The 22,151-nt window shown below is 59.0% G+C and carries 17 protein-coding genes; 2 read left to right on the top strand and 15 right to left on the bottom strand.

The genetic code is table 11. The features are described from left to right. Positions 1–95: 95 nt before the first annotated feature. The 4 genes from KGA96_RS17565 to KGA96_RS17550 form a co-directional block, all read right to left on the bottom strand. Positions 96–2,126, bottom strand: a complete 2,031-nt coding sequence (locus KGA96_RS17565) for a methyl-accepting chemotaxis protein (RefSeq protein ID WP_046038727.1) — start codon at positions 2,124–2,126, stop codon at positions 96–98. Between the two features lie 186 nt (positions 2,127–2,312). After that, the gene (gene ampE / locus KGA96_RS17560) at positions 2,313–3,149 is read right to left on the bottom strand and encodes a regulatory signaling modulator protein AmpE (RefSeq protein ID WP_046038725.1); all 837 of its coding nucleotides are present in this window, start codon (positions 3,147–3,149) and stop codon (positions 2,313–2,315) included. Next, positions 3,146–3,706, bottom strand: coding sequence for a 1,6-anhydro-N-acetylmuramyl-L-alanine amidase AmpD (gene ampD, locus KGA96_RS17555; protein WP_223514004.1), 561 nt, complete (start codon positions 3,704–3,706; stop codon positions 3,146–3,148). The genes ampE and ampD overlap by 4 nt, the downstream gene beginning before the upstream one ends. A gap of 62 nt (positions 3,707–3,768) precedes the next feature. After that, positions 3,769–5,523, bottom strand: a complete 1,755-nt coding sequence (locus KGA96_RS17550; RefSeq protein ID WP_046038722.1) for a DUF1631 domain-containing protein — start codon at positions 5,521–5,523, stop codon at positions 3,769–3,771. Between the two features lie 263 nt (positions 5,524–5,786). On the opposite strand from KGA96_RS17550, the gene nadC reads away from it, so the two are divergent. Then, entirely contained in the window at positions 5,787–6,635 is an 849-nt protein-coding gene (gene nadC, locus KGA96_RS17545; RefSeq protein WP_223514001.1) for a carboxylating nicotinate-nucleotide diphosphorylase, read from the top strand. An 83-nt stretch (positions 6,636–6,718) separates the two neighbouring features. Here the strand turns inward: nadC and KGA96_RS17540 are convergent, their stop codons facing one another. Beyond that, positions 6,719–7,024: a DUF6388 family protein gene (locus KGA96_RS17540; RefSeq protein ID WP_046038717.1), complete on the bottom strand. Its 306-nt coding sequence runs from the start codon at positions 7,022–7,024 to the stop codon at positions 6,719–6,721. Between the two features lie 748 nt (positions 7,025–7,772). On the opposite strand from KGA96_RS17540, the gene KGA96_RS17535 reads away from it, so the two are divergent. Then, complete coding sequence (locus KGA96_RS17535) at positions 7,773–8,927, top strand: acyltransferase family protein (protein WP_223513999.1); 1,155 nt, start codon at positions 7,773–7,775, stop codon at positions 8,925–8,927. Between the two features lie 46 nt (positions 8,928–8,973). On the opposite strand, the gene KGA96_RS17530 is transcribed toward KGA96_RS17535, so the two are convergent. The 10 genes from KGA96_RS17530 to KGA96_RS17485 all read right to left on the bottom strand — a co-directional run bounded on the left by KGA96_RS17530 (position 8,974) and on the right by KGA96_RS17485 (position 22,129). Further along, entirely contained in the window at positions 8,974–10,998 is a 2,025-nt protein-coding gene (locus KGA96_RS17530; protein WP_223513996.1) for a hypothetical protein, read from the bottom strand. A 70-nt stretch (positions 10,999–11,068) separates the two neighbouring features. After that, entirely contained in the window at positions 11,069–13,492 is a 2,424-nt protein-coding gene (locus tag KGA96_RS17525) for a hypothetical protein (RefSeq protein ID WP_223513993.1), read from the bottom strand. 122 nt (positions 13,493–13,614) lie between these two features. Then, a complete protein-coding gene (locus KGA96_RS17520) occupies positions 13,615–15,366 on the bottom strand; it encodes a hypothetical protein (RefSeq protein ID WP_223513990.1) in 1,752 nt (583 codons plus the stop codon). Further along, positions 15,363–17,456 (bottom strand): hypothetical protein, encoded by a 2,094-nt coding sequence (locus KGA96_RS17515; protein WP_223513987.1) that lies wholly within the window; start codon positions 17,454–17,456, stop codon positions 15,363–15,365. The genes KGA96_RS17520 and KGA96_RS17515 overlap by 4 nt, the downstream gene beginning before the upstream one ends. Then, positions 17,457–17,927: a hypothetical protein gene (locus KGA96_RS17510; RefSeq protein ID WP_223513985.1), complete on the bottom strand. Its 471-nt coding sequence runs from the start codon at positions 17,925–17,927 to the stop codon at positions 17,457–17,459. It lies immediately after the preceding gene. A 2-nt stretch (positions 17,928–17,929) separates the two neighbouring features. Continuing rightward, positions 17,930–18,394, bottom strand: coding sequence for a hypothetical protein (locus tag KGA96_RS17505; protein WP_223513983.1), 465 nt, complete (start codon positions 18,392–18,394; stop codon positions 17,930–17,932). Continuing rightward, positions 18,384–20,726, bottom strand: coding sequence for a hypothetical protein (locus KGA96_RS17500; protein WP_223513980.1), 2,343 nt, complete (start codon positions 20,724–20,726; stop codon positions 18,384–18,386). Before KGA96_RS17500 ends, KGA96_RS17505 begins: the two co-directional genes overlap by 11 nt. Continuing rightward, complete coding sequence (locus KGA96_RS17495; RefSeq protein WP_223513976.1) at positions 20,723–21,322, bottom strand: hypothetical protein; 600 nt, start codon at positions 21,320–21,322, stop codon at positions 20,723–20,725. The genes KGA96_RS17500 and KGA96_RS17495 overlap by 4 nt, the downstream gene beginning before the upstream one ends. Positions 21,323–21,381: 59 nt before the next feature. Next, entirely contained in the window at positions 21,382–21,744 is a 363-nt protein-coding gene (locus tag KGA96_RS17490) for a hypothetical protein (RefSeq protein WP_223513973.1), read from the bottom strand. Next, positions 21,737–22,129, bottom strand: coding sequence for a Bbp16 family capsid cement protein (locus KGA96_RS17485; RefSeq protein ID WP_223513970.1), 393 nt, complete (start codon positions 22,127–22,129; stop codon positions 21,737–21,739). Before KGA96_RS17485 ends, KGA96_RS17490 begins: the two co-directional genes overlap by 8 nt. Between the last annotated feature and the right edge of the window lie 22 nt (positions 22,130–22,151).

The following is a 22,151-nucleotide window of genomic DNA, read 5'->3' as shown; positions in this document are numbered from 1 at the left end:
TCCCACCTGGAAAGGGAAAAAGTATTACAAAACTTTCCGACAGCACTCCAAACCCTGTGGGAGCGGGCTTGCTCCCACAGGATCCCAGGACGCCTTCAGACCCGAAACGCGCTGATCAACTGCTTCAACTCCACGACCTGGGCCGACAACGCCCGGCTGGCGTCTTCGGTCTGATGCGCACCTTCAGCGGTACGCTCGCCGGCGCGATTGATCTCGACGATGTTCTGGTCGATGTCGTGGGCCACGGCGGTTTGCTGCTCCACGGCGGCGGCAATCTGCTGGTTCTGGTCGACGATCATGCCGACCGCTCCCAGGATGTTTTCCAGCGCCTGCTGGACCTTCTCCGACTGCCCCACCGTGCCGCTGGCCATTTCATGGCTGGTACCCATGGCCTTGACCGCCGCGCCGACACCACCATGGAGCCTGGCGATCATCTGTTCGATTTCTTCGGTCGATTGCTGGGTTCGCTTGGCCAGGGTCCGGACTTCATCGGCTACCACGGCGAAACCACGGCCCTGCTCACCGGCCCGTGCGGCCTCGATGGCGGCATTGAGCGCCAGCAGGTTGGTCTGCTCGGCGATGCTCTTGATCACTTCGAGTACGCGGCTGATGGACTGGCTGTCGCTGGCCAGTTGGTTGATCACCAGCACCGATTGATCGATCTCGTTGGCCAGCGCGGCAATGCTGCCTTGCTGCGACTCCACCAGGCCGCGGCCACTGATGGTCTCGTCGTTGACACTGTGGGCACTGCTCACCGCCGCGGCGGCACTGCGCGCGACCTCCTGGGAAGTGGCTGACATCTGGTTCATGGCCGTAGCCACTTGTTCGATCTGCGTGCGCTGCCCGGCGACGGCCTGGTTGCTTTGCGCGGAAACGTTTTCCACTTGCCCGGCCTGACGCTCGACTTCACTGACGGTCTGCCCCACCCGCTCGATCAGGTCATGGATCTTTTTCACGGTGCCGTTGAACACCTCACCCAACTCCCCCAGCTCATCGCGGCTGTGGGCGCTGAAGGTCACGGTCATGTCGCCGGCCGCCACCTTGTCCATCACAGCTCCCAGGCGCTTGAGCGTGGTGCGGGTCGAGGCATAGAAACCGCCGTAGAGGTAGAAGATCAGTACAAACACCACAGACAGCGCCACGGCCTGCAAGATCATGTGTGTACGGTTCTGGTCCAGGCGTTGCTGCAACTGCGGGCCGAGATACTTCAGGGTTGCTTCATTGAGTTGGTAGGTCTGGTCCATCAGGGCGGTGACCTGATCGTAAAAGCCCTGCCACGGTGCATCGAGGGTATCGGCCATGACCACTTGCTCTTCGAACAGCTCGCTGGCTTTCTTCAAGGATGCCCGGCTGCTATCGGCCTGAGCGGCCAAGGTCTCACGCGCAGCCTTGCTGGAACCCAGGGCATCCTGCAACTTCAGGCCATACTCGGCCTGGAGCTTTTCAATCTGCGCCAGCAATTCATCGAAACGGGTACTTGAAGCCGAATTGATGAACCCCTGCCCCAGCGAATAAGAGCCCATTGCCCGACCTTCGCCCAGGATCTGGGTGACCCGTGGCGTGACGAGGGTGACGAGTTCGCTCAACTGGCGCATGTCGCTCTGGTTGTCGCGACTGAGGCCGGACTGGCTGGTGATGAGCTGGCTGAAAATCTGCGCGCTGCCCACCAGCTTGCCGATCAAGGCACTTTTGCTTTGCAGGGAGTTTTCCGTTTGCTGGGCCTTGAACGCGGCGATCATTTCATCGCGTTTGCCATCAAACACCGCGACCTGCTCCGGGTCGCCGGTCATCGCCGTCAGCCCTTGCAGGCGAGTCAAAATATTCTGCTCAAGGGCGCTGATTTTCGATTCGACATTGCCGGCCTTGCCGGATTGGCCGAGGCTGACATTGATCTGCACCAGGTTGTTCAGGGTTTCCAGATCGCGCCGCAACGCCAGGCTGTTGCCCAACAGGTCGAGACTTTGCAGTTCGATGCGCGTGCCCTGGAATTCGCGATAGGAGTCACGCACCAGATAGAAGTTGGTCACCAGCATCGGCACCAGGAACAGTACGCTGATCAGGCTGAACTTCATGCCGAAGCTCAGGCGGTTCATCAGTGCGACAGCGGGATAGAGCAAGCTCTTCACTGGATGTCTCCCTTCAATTTCTTATTTTTTTTATTGGCAGGCGCAGACAGACAGCAGATAGCCACTATTCGGCGCTATCTCTGTATAACTTAAATCGGCAGGAGGTTTTGTAACTTAAGGTTAACGACAGGGCGAAGCACTTCGGACTAGTGATCGCCCAGTGGCGAGGGGGCATTGACTGCTGGACTAATGCAGGACCGTCCACAATGCAAACCCAGCATACCAGAGCACCGCCGCACGCAGCAGCAGCGCCCAAATGCGGTCCAGATTGTTGATACCTTCCGCACCGGTCACCGGTGCCGGAATTTCACCGGCCACCAGCCCGACTTTCACGATCAATTGCGCGGCGCTGATGTTCCAGTTCAGCAGCTCATGCAGCATGACCCGACTGACCGCGACAAAATTGCCGACCAACGCCAGGCTCGCCGCCAGCAGACGCACCGGCAACCAGTCAAAGGCGTGACGCAGTTGCCCGGCGCGCTCGACCACTGCAGGGTTTTTCCCGTGTTCTTCGGCCAGCGCCAGCAGCCGATAACTCAGCGCCGCGACCGGTCCCAACAGGAAGTACCAGAAAATCACCGCGAAAAAGCTCTGGTAGGCCTCCCACAGCAAATGCCCTTCGACCTGCTCCAGTAGCTGCTCGCCATTGTCTGCACAGATATCCAGGTCGCGCTTGGCGACATGGGCCGCCGCTTGCAGGTCCTCCCGACGCCAGGCATCGCGGAACGGCCCGAGATCGCCCAGCAGATCACCGCGCCCCAGGCTGTAGATAACCACCAGCAAATGGATCGGCAACGCCAGCAACCCGTAGGCCACCGGCTCGATGACGACCAGCAGCAAAGCCAGCAACGCCACCGGCAACAAGACCAGTGCCGCCAGCACCAGCCATGGTCGGTTCGAAAGTCGCGGGCTGGCTTCAAGTTTGTTCAGCTCGTGTGTCCAGCCATTGTCACGCTGAACCCGATGGCGCAAGGCCGAGAACTTCTCGATCCACACCGCCAACAGCAACACCAGAAAACTCATCGTCCTTCCTCTTGTGCCAAGGCGGCACGATAGCGTGCCCAGTCGAACGTCGGCCCTGGATCGGTTTTGCGCCCCGGTGCAATGTCACTGTGCCCGCAGATGCGCTCCGTCGTGATTGCCGTGAACGCCTGTTGCAACTGGCGGGTCAGGGCTGTCAACGCGCTGTATTGCGCGTCGGTGAACGGCAGATCATCCGTGCCTTCGAGTTCGATGCCCACGGAAAAATCGTTACAGGTTTCCCGTCCCTCGAAGCTCGAGACCCCCGCATGCCACGCACGCTCAAGGCACGAAACAAACTGGGTGACGGTACCATCACGCTCGATCAGAAAGTGCGCCGACACCCGCAAATCCGCGATCCCTTCAAAATAGGGGTGTTCGGTGACATCCAGACGATTCTGGAAAAATTCCTGCACCTTGCCGGTGGCGAACTGCGCCGGCGGCAGGCTGATGTTGTGGATCACCAGCAGGGAAACTTCGCCTGTGGGGCGCGCATTGAAGTTGGGTGAAGGGCAGTGATGCACTCCCTGAATCCAACCGCTCGCGAGGTCCAACTGCATACCGATTCCTTCAACGTCGACTGTGTTGGCACAGTATGCCGCGATAATCCCCCGGGGCGCGATCACTTGCCGCGTTTGAGTCGCTTGAGGTTGCCGATCACCGACTCCAGTGCCCGCTCGAACAACAAGGTGTCGTCAAGCACTCGCGCCACGCCGTTGCGCAGCTCCTGGGCCAGGTCGGTGCGGCTGCGCTCGAGCACTTTCATGCCAGTGCGGTTGACGAAGATGTATTTGCCGGTGGTTTCAATGACAGCCACCAGTTTGCAGCGAAGGGTATTTTCCGGGTCTTCCTGAAACTCCACCCAGCAGCCTGGATGCATTTGATCGACAGGCTCCTGCACCTCGACCATCATCGACGCCTTCCCAGGCGAATTGGCCCGCCCGTGCTCGGCGTCGCGAACGCACTGCACAAGCCACTCGCTGCGACGGCGCTCATCCTGGGTAAACGCGAGAAAGTCAGCCAGCAGTTCGGAAAATATCGCCGGATCATCGACAAAGTCATTCAACAGACGCTGTACGACCTGGTCGATGCGCACGTAAAGGTTGTCACGCTCATGATCGTCACTGACGCCCCACCCCATGGCTGCGTTGGCGATTTCGTTGAGCAGACGCCGTGCCGGATGACTGCTGCGGCTGAAGAAACTCTTGTCGAGCACCGCCACCTTGACCAGTGGAATCTGCAATCGGCCGATCAGTACCTTGAGGGAATCCGGCAGGTTGCGATCATCGAGCATGCATTCGAAAAGCATGGCGACCAGGTTGATCACATCCTCATCGGCCTCCCCGAAAACCCGTGACCTGCCGCTTTTGACACTGACCCGGGTCAGTAACTGTTCGAGCTGGTTGTGCAGATCAAAATCATCGACGGCCGCCGGTGCCGGCACGTATTGCTGCAAGTGCGAAAGCAGGCGCAACAGATCGCGCGTGGAAATCGGCTGTGCCGTGGCACTGACTTCCAGCACAGGCGACAGGCTGCCGCGAACGTTGAGCAGCAGGACCTGCAACGCGGCGAAAGCCTCCTGGACACTTTCATCGATCGGCAAGCAGACCGGATCGGGGCCCTCATCGGTCGGTCCATCCTGAACGCTGATGTCAGGTCGGTCGGTAGTACGACACACCGGCGCCGGTTTCAGGTCGGGCAACACACCGGTGGCGAGCAGCAGCTGATTGGCTTCTGCGTAAAGCTGATCGGTCTCGCTGAGGACATAACGTTCGAACAACGTGAGGATGATCAGCTTGACCTTGATCTCCAGCCCCAGCTGGCGTGCGGCTTGCAAAAAGTACTCGCAGAGCATCGCTGGGCCCAGGGGATTGTGCAGATCGCCCGGCGCCTTGCCCAACAAGGCGCAGAGCCGGGCCGTCAGTTGGTCCAGGGCGAAACCGTCGCGGTCCAGCACCCGGCTGACCATCGCTTGCACCGCGACCGTGCGCTCGAGCTCTACATCGGGTTGCACCGTCGAGGTATCGGCCGCCAGGGCCTGGGGCAAGGCCGCAAGCGCGCTTTCGTATTGGCCGAGACGGATAAACGCGGCGAAAAACTGTTCGAGAAAAACCCGCTCGATGCTTTTGCGCTTGAGGCGCAAATCGCGCATCGCTTGAAAGAAGATGTTTTGCTCGACGCCACAGCGGGCGCGGTCGGCCATTTCGAAGAGGGTGTCGTCGGCGTTGTCGAACAGTGCCTGCAATCCGTGCCGCAGTTGTTGCGCGGCCTTGTCGCGAACCTGGAGAAGAATCGCCGGCAGTCGGGCGAGTGGCGAGTGAGCCACCTGGTCGGTAGTTGCCTTGTGCAAAGGCACTACATTCCCGTCGTTGTGCATTCGGCCTCCCTGGAACGGTGATGCTTCGACTCGTCAAACTCATGACGTCAAATACAAGGCGGATTATCTTGTAAAAACTCCCCTTTGTGCCAGAAGACTCTGCATCTGCCCTCAAACAGGTGTTTGCTCGGCAACGATGACCAACGCGACAACGGCAGGGATTCGACCAAATGTAGGTGCCGGTGCCAACGTAACGCTCTGATGCCTTGGGTTGGTCCGTGCCATGGCCCTATAATCGAGCCACTTTGTTTGTGGAGTCCGTTATGCCGAACCTACGTCTCGCCGATCTGACCGCCGAAATCGAAGCCAACGTGCGCCGTGCGTTGCGTGAAGACATCGGCAGCGGCGACATCACCGCGCAGTTGATCCCGGCCGAGCGCCTGGCCAAAGCCACCATCATTACCCGCGATGCGGCCGTCATCAGCGGCACCGCCTGGGTGGATAACGTGTTTCGGCAACTGGACCCACGGGTGGCGGTGCACTGGCAGGTTGCCGACGGTGAACGGGTGACGCCCAATCAGGTGCTGTTCCACCTCGAAGGCCCGGCGCGCTCGCTGCTGACCGGCGAACGCAGCGCCCTGAACTTCCTGCAACTGCTCTCCGGCGTGGCGACCCGTGCGCAATACCTGGCGGACTTCGTGGCCGAGACTCAGGTCAAGCTGCTGGACACCCGCAAAACAATTCCGGGGCTGCGCCTGGCGCAAAAGTACGCCGTAACCTGCGGCAGTTGCCATAACCACCGCATCGGCCTGTATGACGCCTTCCTGATCAAGGAAAACCACATCGCCGCCAGCGGCGGCATCGCGCAGGCCATCGCCGCCGCCCACAAGATCGCCCCGGGCAAACCGGTCGAGGTTGAAGTGGAAAGCCTGGATGAATTGAAAGAAGCGCTGGCGGCCGGTGCCGACATCATCATGCTCGATGAACTGAGCCTGGACGACATGCGCGAAGCCGTGCGCTTGAACGCCGGCAAGGCCAAGCTGGAGGCCAGCGGCGGGATCAACGAAAGCACGTTGCTGCCGATTGCACAGACCGGGGTGGATTACATTTCGATCGGTGCGATGACCAAGGATGTGAAGGCGGTCGATCTGTCGATGCGTTTGAGTCTCTGAGGTGCAGTTACAAGTGGCAAGCTGCAAGCTTCAAGCGGATCTGCTTTGACTTGTAGCTTGCCGCTTGAAGCTTGAATCTGCTCTCAAACCACCAGATTGTTCATCTCGCAGTACTCTTCCCACTCGACGCCCAACACCTCGGCAGCTTCTTTATGCAGCTTCAGGCGTTCTGCTTCGTACTCTTCCGGTGTCGACGTGTATTTGAGGCTCAATTCCCACGGCTGCAAGCCCTGGGCTTCGGCCTCGTCCTCGAAAGCCCATTGAATCTGGTCTTTCTGATCATCGGGACTCAAGTCCTTGATCTCGTCCATCAGTTCGTGGTTATCCAGCACGTACTTCTTCAGCGCTTCTTCGTGTCGGGCTTCCTGGGTCATCTCTTTAACGGTCATGGCGTTCTCGCTGATCTGGGAATGGAAGATGGATCTGGATCTTCAAGGATCTCTCTGACACAAAAACCGGATCAGGCCCGGTTTATCTGGCCTTCAGAACCATTCTGGATCATCTGAAAACTGCTGGGCGGTGCTCAGGCAGGCTCCGAATATAGGACGTTTGGCTGAGGATTTACACGTCTCTTTGCATCTCCCCGCAAAAAGTTGTGCACACGATGTTTTGATGACGGCGAGAACCTCAAGCGTACCGTCGAGGACCTGAGCAGAAAGGTGAAATGACCGAGGGGGATATGGTGCCCGAGACAGGAACCGCATTAAGGATAAAATGCCAGTATTCATTGGGCATTAACCCAACAACGGCTAACAGATGTACTTTTTAATGTACTTTTTATACACCGCTGGGTGATCGTCAATCACCCTATTCCGCCGATAGTAAATCACATCCTCCCCCTATAAAGCAGAAGCCGGCGTCAACCCGTTCATCCCCAAAAACCTTCTGTATCGGCTTTGTACCGCGTAGGATACCCGCGCCTTCAACAAGGCGAATTGACATATGGAGCTCCAGACACATGACGTCCCTCGCCGATAAGGCCTCAGCGGCCAGCGCGCCACACCTAACCCATCCGAATTATCGGCCAGGCGTTGACTGTCTGCGCACCACGGTGACTACATCCCCTCAGGCATGGGATATAGATTGGCGCTCCTATGGAGACATGGCGATCAGCGCCGAAATGAATGGACAGCTAAAATGAAAACAATAAATCCAACGCAGAAAATCGAATTTGCGAACTCTCTACGCGGCATTGCCGTTCTGCTTGTTTTATTTGGTCACTACGTCTTCGTCTTCAACGCTTTGAAAGGGAAATTTTCAGCTTTCCCGAGCCTGGACTTTTATCCTTTCCCGTGGGCAATGGCCATTCTCAGTCCATTCCCAATGAACCAATTAAACATTGGGCAAATTGCCGTTGCATTTTTCTTTCTAGTTAGTGGCCTTGTCATTCCAAACGCAGCCGCAAGCCTCGGCAACTTTCAGCGTGGTCGTACGGCGTTCGTGATCGGCCGAGTGCTGCGTATATGGCCGACCTACATGCTTGGTCTGATGATCTCTGTTTCTGCTCTTTGGTTTAACAGCTATGTAAACTCAGCAGAATTCGATATCCCAATCACACAAATTCTGTCAAACATGACATTGTTCAGGGATTGGCTCGGCCAATCCCACATCGACGGAATTGTATGGACATTGGAGATTGAAGCAAAATTCTATCTGTTTGTGCTTCTGTTTTGGAGCGACATAGGCAAGGGCCGGCTATACCCGATCACGTTAATCTGCATTGCGGCCATTGTCCTTGCACCACTTTGCTCAAACTTTGATATTACTAATGATCCAACCATAACAGCTGCAAACTTTCTCTGGACACTGCCATACCTTCTCTATATGAGCATGGGTATAGTTTTCAACTATCATCTTAGAAAGCTTATCGACACAAAAACACTGATCGCTGCCATCGTGGCCATGGCTGTGGCTTTCGTTTACGTCGCAAAAACACAAGCTCTTTACGCGCAAGTCCCAGTGTCCTATATATCCACATTGGCGGTTTTCGCGTTCTTGTATTTCTTCGCAAGAGAGTGGAGCGGTGGTCCGATCATTCAATTCTTTTCCAAGATCAGCTACCCGCTTTATGCCAGTCATGCGGCTTTAGGGTACACCGGCATGGCTTACATGATCAGCTGTGGTATTGAACCCTTCTTGGCACTTGCAATTCAGGTTGCACTCAGTACGGCAATCGCGTGGGCAATGCATGTAGTGATAGAAATGCCGACGCACAATGCCGGGAAGCGTATTGGTAAAAGGCTAGTAACCCGCAAAGCCACTGCCAAAGTGGCAGTAACGGACATGGCTTGAGTCATCCATAAAGTGAAGAACAGCCCCGCGATTGCGGGGCTTTCTTTTACTGATTGTTTGATCCACCGGGGATGCGCGTTATGACAGGCGAACCTGTGTAGTTAATCGTTATGCCGTCACCCGGCTGAAGGCGGATGCAGCCACTAGCCGGATTTAGTAGGTAAGGAATCCCTAAACGAATGTAAGCGATCTGTGTCACGGTGCCACCGACAATTAAAATTGTATCTTCAGTGATGTTGGTGTTTGTATATGTCATTGGCGACGCAGTTAAAGCAACCCCTGTCGCTGGCTTGCCATAAGCAACGTATGTATTCGCTGTAGCATCAAAAATCTTATTGGTTGACAAAAACGGGTTGTTATTTGTTACGAGTCCCACCGGCCCACCAAAGAATCTTGTTTTGATCCCTGCGATTTCAACGCCTACAGCGCCGACTCCCACCTCCACCTTGTCATACCACCCACCAGTCATCTTGATATTGCGAGCACTGTTATCGATGTAGGTGTACCTGGTCGAACCGCAGTTGGTCAGATTCGAATCTTGACCAGCAATGAAAATGTCTGCGAATCCCAAATTATGTTCACAGTCAAAACCCAAGTAGCTGTTCATCTGGCAGCCTGCAGTTTCGGTAAGACCGTTGCCGCCGCAATTCTCCGAAGCGCCCCCCAAAACAAGCGCCTGATCGCAAGCATTGAAAACAACCCCGTCACCCGTGGCGCCCTCAATGCATACGCTTAACAGCGTGTTGCAGGTTGCCCGCGCCCCACTCAACGTAGGATCCGCCTCGATGATGATCCCGTTAGCGGGGCGGGAGGTCATCAACTGGGTGTTGGTCGACATGGTCAGCTGTTCATAATGACCAGCAACCGTACCGCCAAACCGGAAGCCACAGCCTGCGGTTGTAGATGCCTCTCTCGTATTGATTCGGACAATGCGCGCATGGTTAATGCGGCAGCGGAGAAGGTCCGTTGTTGCCGGGTTCCCTTCGATTGTGAAGTCAGACAAATCAAGATCGAACGAGTAAATGCCATTATTCGGGCGCGTGCCGATTGCATCCATGGCTCGGCCAGAGCCGGTGAACTTGAACACCGTGTTCCGGAATCCATTGCCCCGAAAAACCAGAGTCGGATAACTCATGTCCAAAGTTGATCCGCATTCGAATACACCAGAGCCACCGCACAGCTCGATCTTCGCCGCCACGCAAACAGCGACTGCGTTTTGAAGGCGGGTGAAGTTGTTGCGCCCAGCGATTGGCAGAACCCCGAATTGCTCGACGGTGACGAACTTCTGAAACTTCAGTTTCCATCGGCCGCCATCGGCCGCGACTATGATCGTGCCGCCGTTATCCGCCGAGGTTGTATCGGCAGAGTCGTATTCGTACATCCCGCCGCCAGCGGTACCTGGCTCATAGCCAGATACGAAAACGTGGGTGTACTGGGTCTTCAGCACTGCGCGCAGGGCGACGATGCTGTTTACGACCGTGACCAGCTTGTCGCGGATGATCTGACCTACGCTATTGCCGTCGGAGTAGATAACGTTGAACGCGTTGTTGATCGGGCCCTGACCTGTCGCAAGGATGTTGGCCACGTAAGCCGCAACAAACTGGCGGTTCGCTGCATCCTGGTTATCGATCGGGTCGGCAACGTCAGTGATGCGGCGACCTTCCCCATAGAAATAGTCGCGCCCAAAGGGCCTGGAAAGCGCCCGAGAGAAGTTCGAGTTGTTCTGCTGGATCAGCATCGTCAGCCGATCGAACACATCTTCATGCGTTTCAGCGAGGAACTTGCCCTGGTTGCGCAGGGAGGTCTGCTGAAAAGCGTCCATTACCCGGGCGACCACCAACTGGCCAGGGCCAGGCAGAGCCGCACTCGTGACAATGCTCCCGCCTACATCGCTACCCGCTCCGTTCACCGTGTAGTTCGTGCCGAGTATCAGCGGCGTGCTAACGCCCAGCGGGCTCACATATGTCACGACCAGATCTTCGTTCACCAAAAACTTGAAGAAGAACGGAAAGTTGGTCGTAACCCCGTTTGTATCAAACTCGGCAATGCTGTTTAAGGTTGATACGGTCACTTGAGTGACTCCTTTTCTCAGGACGAAAAAAAGCCCGCTCAGTGGCGGGCTTCGGTGGGGGTGGAGCTGATTAGCGGGCGATGCCTAGCGGGTCGGAGTAGCTCTGCGATGGGCGCACCAGGAACTGCTGGCCGTTCTCTTTCTGAATACGTTGCTCTGTTCGGCGCAGTGAACCGGGGTTCATGGCCTCCTGAATGGAATAGAGAAACAGGTGATCCATGGCGATGCGGGTGTAGAAGAGGTTGAGGAATGGCGTGTTGTTCTGGGCCAGTCGAAGGGCTGAAGCGGCTGCATCATCACCGGAGCGAACCTTGCTCCAGAGGTCGACCGCGCTGGCGGCGGTACCGAGCGTGGGACCGGCCAGCGTTTCCAGTGGTTTGTTGCCGAAGCGGCTGACCTCGCCAAACATGAAGTCGCCGAAGATGCCGAAGCCACCGCCCTGCACCATCGCTGCGACCCACGTTTTCGGATCGTCCACGGGGCGCGGCTCCCTCCCCTTGGCGATGTCCTTGGACGCCATCGATAGATACCCAAACGCAGTTGTCCACAGCAGCAGCTGGGCGAGCCCGAGCTTTTCGCCGTTTCCGTTGCGCAGTGCGGCGATTAAGTCCTTGCTGCCGCGATATCCCTCGCCCAGCGGCGTCGGCGCATAGCCACGGCCGTACAGCTCACGCCCCAGGGTCTTCTGCATATAAGCAGCAGGGAAACTCTTGAACTGGGTCAGGAACCGATTGAGGTCGCCCATCATCGTGCCCGGTCGAGTGCCTTGGTTCATGATCGATCGGGTACGGGCGTCGGGTTCCAGCACGGCATAGCTGACCCGGTCGTTCACGTAGGAGCGCAGGCTGCGGTCAAGGCCTTCGCGGGTTTCACGTATTGCTGAGTCGGAAACCTTGCGGCCCTGTGATGCCAGGTAATCCCCGATACGCTCGGCAGGGATATCCCCGATACCGTCAGGGGTCAGGTAATCGCGGCCGTCAGCCATCTTGGTATCCATGCTGCGCAACAGATCCCACTTGCCGGCGTCGATGTCGTAGAGCGACAAGGTGCGGCGAAACCCTGCGTCCATCGTGCCCCATGCCCGGCCTTTGTTCTGCGCCAGGTTGTGGGCCATCATCAAGCCGGCGCTGGCCTTGTTGGCGTCAGTCCACCAGGACAGGCCGTTGAGCTTGAAGAACAGCGACATCCCCCTGCTCATTTTCCCGCCCACTGAATCATCGGCTGAGAACCGCCGCATGATCTCCCCTCGCATCGAGTCGGCATAAACGCCAAAGCTCGACAGAATCTCGCGCTGTTCCAGGCTGCCCCGGCCCTTCGCCAGTCCCGCGGTCATTTCCCCCAACGATCCTAAAAAGTTCTTTCCCTGGTACCGCATTTCACTGGCAGCTACTGGCAGGTCGGTAAAGCTGGACAGCAGCGCACCGCCCAACTTGGAGAGCGATTGCCAGGCCCTGACGTTCGCTGCGATCCGCGCCTGTGTCGCGTTTCCGGGAATTCGTGTTTGGCCGCTCACCTCAGCAAACCGGTTTTTCAGCATGGTTTCCCGGGCGGTGTTGAAGTTGGTCAGCGCCGCCGAGTCGCCGGACTTGCGCACGTCGCTGGCGATGATGTCCATCGCAGTGTTCAGGTTCGCCTCTGGATTGGTACCGAGGCGGCGCATCAGCGCGGTGTTCTGGCCAGACAGGTCGAGCCCACGCAGCACGGCCTCGCGCAGGTTGCCAGTCCCATAGAGCTGGTTGTATTCGTGCCAGGCCACGCCGTCCTTGAAGTGCAGCACCCGTTCTTGGCTGATCTTCTTGGCGATGTTGGCCGGCCCGCGAAATCCATTCGGCTTGGTGTCGCCCGGCGCCTTGAGGTGATCGCCAGTGACTAGGCCGTCGTACACACCCCGCAGAAACTTTTTCTCATCAGCAACACTGTCGAACGTCTTGGCATCCAGGCGAGGCAGGATGTCGGCGGCCCACTTATCAAACCCTGCAGAACCGATCTTCTCGCTGTCGTGGCTCTGGCGAGCAATGTAGCCGGGCAACTTGCCGATGTTGGCACCGGCCCGGTTCGCATCGATGCGCGCCGCTTCCTGATACTTCTGGATGATGCGGGCAATATCGACCACCTGGTCGTTCAGCTTCGACGTGTCCAAGTTGTTGCCGATCTTCCACAAAGCGTCGGCGATATCGACGTCTGCGCTGCCCTTCGCCAGCACGGCGGTCAGGTCCTTGGCTTCAAGGTCATGGATCAGGCCACCGATATAAGCATCCCCCAGCGACTTCTGTTCGGCAGCCACAGACAACCGGGAACCCTGACGCGCAAGGTTGGTACCGACCAACAGCGATTCAATGCCAAGGTCTGGACGGTCGGCGAAGTTGCTGCGCACAAAGGCAACAATCTCCCCACGACGGCGGAAGTTGATCAGCGCGTTCCTGCGTTCGATCAATGCGGCCTGCTTGGCTTGCTTGCCGAGTTCATCGGCCGCCCGCAACGTCGCCTGCTCCATGCTCAGCGCGCCTTCCCTGGCCATGATTTCCTTGGTCCGCCCGCGCAACAGTTCGAAAATCTCAACCAGTTCCTGGTCCTCAAGATCGCCAGCGGCGGCCCGTACAGCGTCGATGCAAGGGGTCATTGTCCGTTCCTTATGTCGCACACGGCAGCCGCGCGGTATGCATTCGAATAGCGCTCGGCCCGTTCAGCCTGGGCGGTTGCGGCTTCGGCCTCTTCACGGCCGGCGGCAAGTACTGCTGCCCGGTCGTTCTCTGGCAGTTGCTCGAGCATTTCATTGACCAGGGCTTCGTCATCGTCGAGCGCCTTTTGCACCGCATCGAGCTCGTCCACAGCGTCAGCCTTGGGCTCACCATCAATACGTAGGCTTTCGGCTTGGCCTTGCGGATCCAGTCGGCGGGCTGGCTGGCGCTTCACGTACTCCAACGCGGCAGCGGACTTGCCCGGTGCTTCGAGGTCAAACAGCGCGTTGACGTCGATATCGCGACCACTGACTGCCTGAGCCACGGCACTGCGCAATGCGCTATCGCGTACGGTCCAGTCGGCAGCCTCGGCGGTTTCCCGGGCAGTGCGTACAGCTGCGCCGAGCGGTCGCTGCTGGTAGCCCTGCATGATCTGCTTGGCCCGGGCCTCGATCTGTGGGCGCAAGCGCTCTGGCACTTCCCCTCGTTCAATCAATCCGAGGTCACGCCGATCAAACTCACCGGACCGGTTGCGCTCCAGCTCGGTGTTGATTTCTGCCTGACGGGTGCGAATCTGCTCGCGTTCCGTGGCAATGGCATCACGGGCTTGTCGCTCGGCCTGCTTACGGCTGACCCTCGGACCCTGAAAATCCTTTGCCCGATCCCTGAACGTTGCGTCCAAAGCCATATCTCGCTGGGTCAACCCCAAGCTTTCAAGCTTCAGATCGGCCACGTTGCCCACTCGCTCCCCGGTCAACGTCCCGCGTATCTCATCGACGGCCTGGCGCTGTGCGTTACTGGAAAGCGTGGCGCCATCCTCTTCAAGGTGGCGAGCCAGTGAGGCGCGCAGAGCTGCGTCAGGATCTTGGTCGAACATCCTTTCGAAGTCCGTCGCACGTAACGATTGCGGCTGGCGGCCGGCAACATTCAATGCAGGATCAACCGCTGGGGTATCCGTAGCCAACCGCCGGCGCAGTGCATCCGATGCGGCGCCACCAATGGAGTGCAGCCCACCGCCAAGGATCCCACCCAACGCGATGTTGGCCAGAGAGTCGGAAAGGCCGTATTCGGTCTGGTCAAGACCGGCGGCGAGTAGCGGCAGCGGCTCAATGAGCGCGGCACCGACTGCGCCCTCTACCGCACCGACACCGGCACGCACGCCAGCACGGCCCAATGGCCCGGCGGCACGCCCCAGCATCGAGGCGTAGCGCGCTTCGCCCACCACTGGCACGAACGCCGAGGCAATGTTGAGTGGGTCCAGCAACGAGGCAGCCAGGCCGGCGGCAATCTGAGTGCCCATCGACCCACCGTTTGCCCGGGCCAGCACCTGCTGGCGGGCGGCCTGTTCCCGGTGCCGATCGACAAGGATATCCAGCGCGCCTTGGCGAATGCCCTGGTCTGGGATCTTGATGTCGAGCCCCATGCCAGCCACGCGGTCCCGCGCGGCTTGGGCTTGAAGCATTGGGGTATCTGGCTCATTGCGTGGCGGTACCAGAATGGATTCCGTGTCACCGGTGAGGCGCAGGCCTTCCTGTGCCTGGTTGAGCTCTTCACTGCGGATTATCGAGTTTGAAGGGTTGGTCGAAAGCGCCGAGCCGAACGACGCGTCGAACACTTCACCGGACTGGGCGGGAATATCCAGCATCGTGCGCCGATTAAGAACCGGTGCGTCACCTGCAAAAATGGTCATGGCATCAATCCCATTGGTGCGACACGGTATTGATTGGGCGCCTGCAAGCCCTGTTGTTGGAGGTCGGCCCAGCTGCGGACGATGGGCGCGCCATCCTTGCCGCGAACCCGGTACCCGTTCAACGTCAGCGCCAGCCCGCTTTCATCATTGGTCGGCACCCACTGGCCACCGGCCTGCAATGCGTCATGCAGTTGGGTGGCGTTCTGCTCGTCGGTCACGCCCTTGAATCCAGGCAGAGGCATCAGGTCGGCAGGTTGGATTGTGCGCAGGGCTTTTTCGGCACCGCGGCTGACAGCGTTGGTATCCAGTGTTTTTGGCACACGGTAGGTGCCGAAGAAGTCGTACTTGTCGTTGAGCATGCCGTCGACAACCTTCTGCGCCGCGTCCTTTGGGCTTTCACCCTGAAGGACATAGGACGTTGCTGTGCGGGTTGCCGCCTTGTACATGGTGCTGAACGTGCTGATCCCGCCCGCCTGCCCCTGCAAGGATTCGGCGAATGGCTGCATTGCTTGTTGCACGGCCTGCCCGATCTCGTCCTGCTGGCCCTTTTGCAAGCCTGCACTGAGTTCCTTGTCCTTGAGGGGCGCCACGGATGCCATCCGTTCAGCAATGTCCTTCGGCAGGCCGGTGGCAATCACCTGGGCTTCAGCTGGGAGCTTGTTGCCTACCTGTTGCAGCACGGCCGGGAAGCTCGGCCCCCACAACTGAGCCTGCTGCTCGATCAGCGTGGCCGCGTTCTCACCACCGTCTAACTGCTGATTGAACTGCGCAGCGAATTGATTGGCCGCTGCATCCGGCAAAAGCTTGGGTTGGGCCACGCCGAGCCGTTGTTGTTCTGCCATGGTGGCATTGGCATACGCCTGATAAGCCTCAGGCGTTCCCTGTTCCTGAGCCGCTGTAAAGGCACGCTGCACGGTCGGACTGTACTTGGTGACATAGGCGGCAGGATCGGTCTGTTGCTGTTTGATCAGCCCAACGCCAACGCTGGTCAAGTGCTGGTACAGCTGGGAGTCTTCCTTGAAACCCTCCCCGGCCACACCACCTTTGCCCGGTTGAAACTTCTCCAAAATTGCTTGGCGTTCCTGTGGGTCAGCCGTGGCGAATTCACGGATAGCCGGCGCGATGGCTTGAACTTTGGCGAACGACTCATATTGATCATTTGCCTTGTCGCCGTATGCGGCTTTGAAATCAGCCAGGCTCGGCGGATTTTCGAAGTCGAGGCCCTGCGAATAGGCGGCGCTGGCGTCCTGCACGCGGCTGCTCAGCTCCATGCGGTTGATAGCCTGCAACTGGCGGGCTTCGACTTGGCGCTGACGGGCCTCCGCTTCCAGGCGGCGGAACCCCTGATCGATGCCACTGCTGGCCCTGATCTGGTCCTCAGCGGTCATCGTGTCCTTGAAGGACTCGAAATAGCCTTTCGCCTTTTGCGGGGAGTCGACCAGCATCCGCTGAATGACAGCCGTGGACATGCCGCTGTTGGTCTTCAGGCGCTCGGCCTGGGCAGCCTCCGGCGACAATCCGAGGCGCTGGGCGCGACTGGTCAGCACTGCGTCGATCTTCTGTCGGTACCCGTCGACCTTGGCAGGATCCTGATAGTCCAGCGCCGCGCCCTGCATTGATGTTTCGAGCTGGCCCTTTTCGACCTCGCCGTAATAGTTTTGGCGCTCGCCGTATTCGTACCGGTTCAGGTCGTTGGATAGCGCGTTGCGGCGGCTGGCTACGATCTGGGCGTAGCGCGCCTTTTGCTGGTCATTGGTCAGGGACTTGGCGATTTCGCCCTGGGCCCGCTCGAACTGCTCCAAGGTCTGGTTGGTAACGTCGAGCGCGTTCTTGCCCTTGCGGGTGAACACGCCGCCGTTTTCGTCGTACATCGTCTTTTGTTGCCACTTGGTCAGCCGGTTGTCAGCGTCCATCAGCAAAGCGGTGTCGGCCTTTTCCCGCTCCTGGTTGGCCAGGATCTGGGCGCCACGCTGGAAGGATTGCAGGCCTTCTGTGATGGCCGAGCTATCAGGCGCAACGCCTCGAAGCTCAATCGCCCGCGTCGGTTGCTGCTGGACCTGAGCCGTATCGTATGTCGGTACCCGTGGCATTTATCGACCCCCTGCGAATGAACCGAAAGCGCCGCCAATGCCGCCGAGAATGGAGCCGGTGGCCTTGTTGCCCGCATTGATTTTTACCTGGGCGGCGTTCTTGCGGTCTTGCTGCGCCTGGACCCGATAGCCATAGGCCTCGCGCGCCGCGTTGTTCTGGATCGTCAGGGCGTCCAGCTCGCCGAGCATCGCCGTATCGTCTTGCAGCTGGGACGCGCTCCCGCTGTTCACGTCTATACCGTTGGCCGCTTGGGCAGTGCGCTGGGTGCCAATGGCCTGCCCGGTGCGTACTCGCTGCCAGTCCGCCGAGGTGTCGCCGGCGTTGATCGTTTCTTGGGCTGCCTGCTCCTTGAACGCCGCGTTGCCTTTGAGCATGCTCGCGTTGAAAGCGCCTTCCTGCTTGGCGTTTTGGGCCCCCATCACACCACCAGCAACGGCGATGGCGGCCGGGATCAATGCCATCCAGCACATAATTAAATCTCTCTGTTCAATGTGAAGGGATGAAACGGGAAGCGCCGGGCGCCGTACGGAGCGGCCGGGCCGAAGGTGAAGCCGAGCCACTTCAGCCAGCGCATGGCTGACGTGTTGCGGGCATCGACGTAATTCATCAGGTGATGGTGGCGGGTCAGCATGCCTTGCACCTCAGGCTTGCAGACCTTGAGGAAGGCACGGGCGTGGCGCTCGACGTGGACGGTGCTGATCAGCCAGGGCACGCCGACCGACCCAAGAATGCTATGGACCGCATCGCCGAATACCGCTACGACCTGGCCATCAACGACGATCTTTTTGGCGTTGAGGCTGCCGGTGATCGCGTCAATCAACGCCCGTTCCATAGGAATGCCGAGGGCCTCGGTGATCTCGTCGATATCGGCCTGGCGCACGATGGGCAGGATGCCGGCCACGTCTTCAACCGTTACCGGCAACACTTCAGCGGCCACCGATGGTCACCTCTGGAATGACTGCCAGCACGGTCAACGGCAACGGGTCGGATTGGCGGATGAACACCCGACCTTTGCCCTGCCAGTCGTTGGAGATAATAATTTCCGTCTGGCCGGTCAGCGGGTCGAGCGGTTGCTCGTAGGTATCCCGTTCGGTTTTCGCTTCGTACAGCGAGTTTTTGTCCTTGCCGGCGAAGATCCCGCGCGACTCTTCCACCATCACGGTTAGTGACGTAACCGCGATCTTCTTGTCGAGAACCGTCTCATTGGCGTTCTTGAGCTCAAGGTCGAGCGTTTCCGCGTCGGAATCGTAGGGCAGACCGACGTGCGCAACGGCGGCGAACTCCTGCAGGACGACAGACCCGCTCGTGACAACTCGCTGCGGGTGCACGCTACCGTCGGCCAGGATGGAAACGGTTTTCCCTTCCAGGTGTGCCAGCCCGGATATCGTCTTGGCCTGTCTGGCCCACGCCGTGACCACAACGCCGCGCAGGGCCACCGGGCAGATGATCAGTAGCTTGACCGTCACCACCGTCGAGCTGGTGTAGCCAACCACCTCAACCCGCACTGTCTCAACCGTCGTCTCGTCGTTGTCGTCGGTGATCGTTCGTTTCAACGAATAGTGATTGCCGACACTGCCAGGCAGGAACGGCGCATGCCCCACGGCGGTCATCGTTACCACTTCTGGATAGCTCCAGGTGGTACCGCCGGACAGGGTCATAGTTTTGTTCGGGTCCGTGGCGCGGCCGTCATAGGTCAGGCCGCAATCCACAAAGAACGCATCCTCAATCGACAGGATCTGGCGGCTGGCCATGCGCTCGACGTAGCGCTTCTGGACGCCATTGATCGTGCGCCGGACCACCATGTACAGCGCGTCTTCCTGGCCCTCGGGGATGCACGCGATGGATTCGACAAACCCGTCTGTGTCGTGCCAGTGCCAGCCGACAAGCTGCTGCTCTGGCAAGTAGGTCAGTCCCAACAGCTTGCCGTCGTTGCGCACGTACCAGACGATCGAGTCAGGGATTTTCTGATACGCCACATCGGTCAGCGTATAGCCACGGAACAGGTGCGCACTGAACAAGGTCAGGTCGCCGGCGACGAATCCGTCAGCCTCCAGCGAGTAACCGAACGAAGACACACGACTGCCGCGCGCTTGCAGATACACGGCGTTGTTGCCCACCACGATTGGCGGTACCAGCGCCGAGCCGTCATAGCCCTTTTGCTTGGCCTGGATGGTTTTCGCGGTCAGGCCGGTGTCGCCACCCGAAAACGTCCACTCACCGCCCGAGGTCAGGCCAAGAAGACTATCCAGCCCCACCAGGTGGCGCATCCGGTTCACCTGCTTGCTGGCAATGGTGAAGGTGATCGCGTCGTCGTCCTTGTTGGGGATCGAGTAGCCAAAGTTCTTGAACAGGCCGGTTTTGCTCATCCAAACGGTTTGGGGGTTCAGGTTGCTGCCGGCGAATGCCAGTCGCTGCTGGTAATAGCCAACCGCGCCAGGGTAATTGCCAGCCCCCACAAACGGATCACTGCCGTTCGGTGGCGTGTCGGTCTTCACGGCGGTGATGTTTTGGTCGGTGAAAGCGGTGGTGGTGGCACGACCGATGAAACCGTAAATCCCCGCGCCGGCGTTGTCCTTGTACAGGATGTAGTAGGTGGCGCCCGGTACCGCCGCCCACGTAATCGCGCCCTGCGCCGTGTCCGCGTAGATGGTGATGGAGTTGGTGGTGACCGGCAGTGACTCGTCCAGCGTGTTGCCGTCGTCCAGCACAGCGGTGATCTGGTAGCGCCACGTTTGGGTGGCACCTGATCCGGCAGCGCCTGTAGCCGATGCGGTGGCAGGCGCGGCGATACGCGGGGCCAGGTTGATTTCCGCCGTGGTCCAGTTGTCATGCGCAAGCCGGCTCAGCTCTCGAGGCTTGTAGGACGGATGGGCAAAAGTCATCACGTCAGCCGACTGGGTGTAATTCAGCTGCGCCAGATCGAACTGGCCGTAGGGCATAGCAAGCTGAAACGGCAGCCCTACTGACGGGCCGCCGCTGTTCAGGACCTGCCCGCCGTCCTTGATCACCCGCATTTGCAGGTCGGTGAATTGCAGAATGTAGGTCTGTTCGTCGTTGAACTGGAACGGCAACAGGCGATTCAACTTTGTCGAGTCGGCGACCTCGCAAACAAGCTTGGTACCAGGGCGGTTACGAATACCGCCGTATGGCATGACCATGAAGTTGCGGCACAGCTTGAGCCCTGTGTAATAACGGGCAATGTCTGTGCGGGCGCTGGCCGACGGGGACAGTTCGCCGGCGGCAAAGGTCGGCTGCAATACGCTGCTCATGAGCGCACCGACACGAATTCAGATTCGGGCTCTGGGTCATCCTGGCCCTCTTCGAAGGCTGAGCCCTCAGCGATGGTCAGGGCCATCTGGTATTGCTGGGCAGCGAACTGCTGAAGTTCAGGCTTGGAGCTGAGCGGCAATGCCAGATCCATAGCCATGCGCCAGGCCAGCACGTCGGCGAATTGCGGGTCAAAGAACGTTGAGTCTTCGACCCTGAAGGTGAAGCGGCAGGACGCTTCGGGCTGGTCGGTGTGAATCACCCGGCCACCAGCGTCGTAGCCGATCTGGAAGGGAATCTGCTGGTCACTGGTCAGCGCCCGGCGCCAACCTGGTTGCACGATGTCGCGCACCTTCAGGCAACTGGCCGGGTACCGGTACCGATAGGCCCAGCCATTTACAGGGCTGCCCAGGTCGGCAAGGGCAACTATCGATTCCGCGAAGGGCCAAGGGAACGCCTGCAACACCAGGTCACGCAGCGACGTGTAAAACACGCGGCACTGCTCGGCCTCCTTGCTTCGCTCTGTGAACGAAACAATCGACTTGGTCACCGCCACCCGCGAAAGCGCGACGTTGCAGATCTCGATATCGCTAGACATTCGGGAACCTCAGAAATGAGAAAGGGCCCCGAAGGGCCCTTATGGGTTGCTGCTGTGGATCAGGCGTCTGGTAGTCCGTTGCCGTCACCAGTGTTGCCACCGTCCTGCTGGTCGTCGTCCTTGAGTAGTGGCACGCCACCAGCATTCAGGCGAGCGGCTTCCGCTTCCGCCTCTGCCTTGTTGCCCACGAAAATGCCGACCGTAACGCCCTCCGCGTCCTTGACGACGAACTTGCCGGCGGCGCCGCGTGCAGCGACGAACGCTGCGTCCTGCTGGTCGTCGTCCTTGGGTTGGGCTGCCTTGCTGCCGGCCAACTTAAGGTTGGAGCCCGGGCTGTCGATCTCCAGAACGACTGTTTCCCCCGGCTCATAAAGCCGACCGTTGATGAACGATCGCTCGATCACTTCATAGCGCTTAGGCATTGGTTTGCACTCCAGCAACCACGCCGGCAGTTACCTTGCCCAGGGTCGGCACGGTACCGGTCACGGTGTAGTTAAGGCGCAGGAAACGTTCGGTTTTCTGCGGCAAGGTGATGACCGGAATCTGGTAACCCAGCTTCAGGTCGGCGAGTGGAACAACAACCGAGAACAGCGAACGCGGCGTACTGAACGCCGAGTTGTCATCGGTCTGCAGTTCAACCGTCAGGCTGGTCAGGGTGTTGAAGGCCTCGACCACCTGAACAAGGATGGGGATGTCGGCAGCGCGGCCAACGTCCTTGGTGTCACCACGATCAATGGTGTCGGTCGATACCGCCGAGGCAGTGATTGCCTGAGCGCTCGACATAAGCAGCTTTGCGTCAAAAAGCATGATGGTGTCTCCGTGAGAAGGG

The organism is Pseudomonas sp. GL-R-26, from assembly GCF_019947365.1.
Lineage (GTDB): Bacteria > Pseudomonadota > Gammaproteobacteria > Pseudomonadales > Pseudomonadaceae > Aquipseudomonas.
Note: the sequence above shows the minus strand (reverse complement) of the source record. Positions and strands in the feature narration are given on the sequence as shown.

Bases quoted from the DNA above. Each gene is read 5' to 3' on its own strand.
- ampE (WP_046038725.1), bottom strand. From the start codon at position 3,149: ATGAGTTTTCTGGTGTTGCTGTTGGCGGTGTGGATCGAGAAGTTCTCG.
- ampD (WP_223514004.1), bottom strand. From the start codon at position 3,706: ATGCAGTTGGACCTCGCGAGCGGTTGGATTCAGGGAGTGCATCACTGC.
- KGA96_RS17550 (WP_046038722.1), bottom strand. From the start codon at position 5,523: ATGCACAACGACGGGAATGTAGTGCCTTTGCACAAGGCAACTACCGAC.
- nadC (WP_223514001.1), top strand. From the start codon at position 5,787: ATGCCGAACCTACGTCTCGCCGATCTGACCGCCGAAATCGAAGCCAAC.
- KGA96_RS17540 (WP_046038717.1), bottom strand. From the start codon at position 7,024: ATGACCGTTAAAGAGATGACCCAGGAAGCCCGACACGAAGAAGCGCTG.
- KGA96_RS17535 (WP_223513999.1), top strand. From the start codon at position 7,773: ATGAAAACAATAAATCCAACGCAGAAAATCGAATTTGCGAACTCTCTA.
- KGA96_RS17525 (WP_223513993.1), bottom strand. From the start codon at position 13,492: ATGGAGCAGGCGACGTTGCGGGCGGCCGATGAACTCGGCAAGCAAGCC.
- KGA96_RS17520 (WP_223513990.1), bottom strand. From the start codon at position 15,366: ATGACCATTTTTGCAGGTGACGCACCGGTTCTTAATCGGCGCACGATG.
- KGA96_RS17515 (WP_223513987.1), bottom strand. From the start codon at position 17,456: ATGCCACGGGTACCGACATACGATACGGCTCAGGTCCAGCAGCAACCG.
- KGA96_RS17510 (WP_223513985.1), bottom strand. From the start codon at position 17,927: ATGTGCTGGATGGCATTGATCCCGGCCGCCATCGCCGTTGCTGGTGGT.
- KGA96_RS17500 (WP_223513980.1), bottom strand. From the start codon at position 20,726: ATGAGCAGCGTATTGCAGCCGACCTTTGCCGCCGGCGAACTGTCCCCG.
- KGA96_RS17495 (WP_223513976.1), bottom strand. From the start codon at position 21,322: ATGTCTAGCGATATCGAGATCTGCAACGTCGCGCTTTCGCGGGTGGCG.
- KGA96_RS17490 (WP_223513973.1), bottom strand. From the start codon at position 21,744: ATGCCTAAGCGCTATGAAGTGATCGAGCGATCGTTCATCAACGGTCGG.
- KGA96_RS17485 (WP_223513970.1), bottom strand. From the start codon at position 22,129: ATGCTTTTTGACGCAAAGCTGCTTATGTCGAGCGCTCAGGCAATCACT.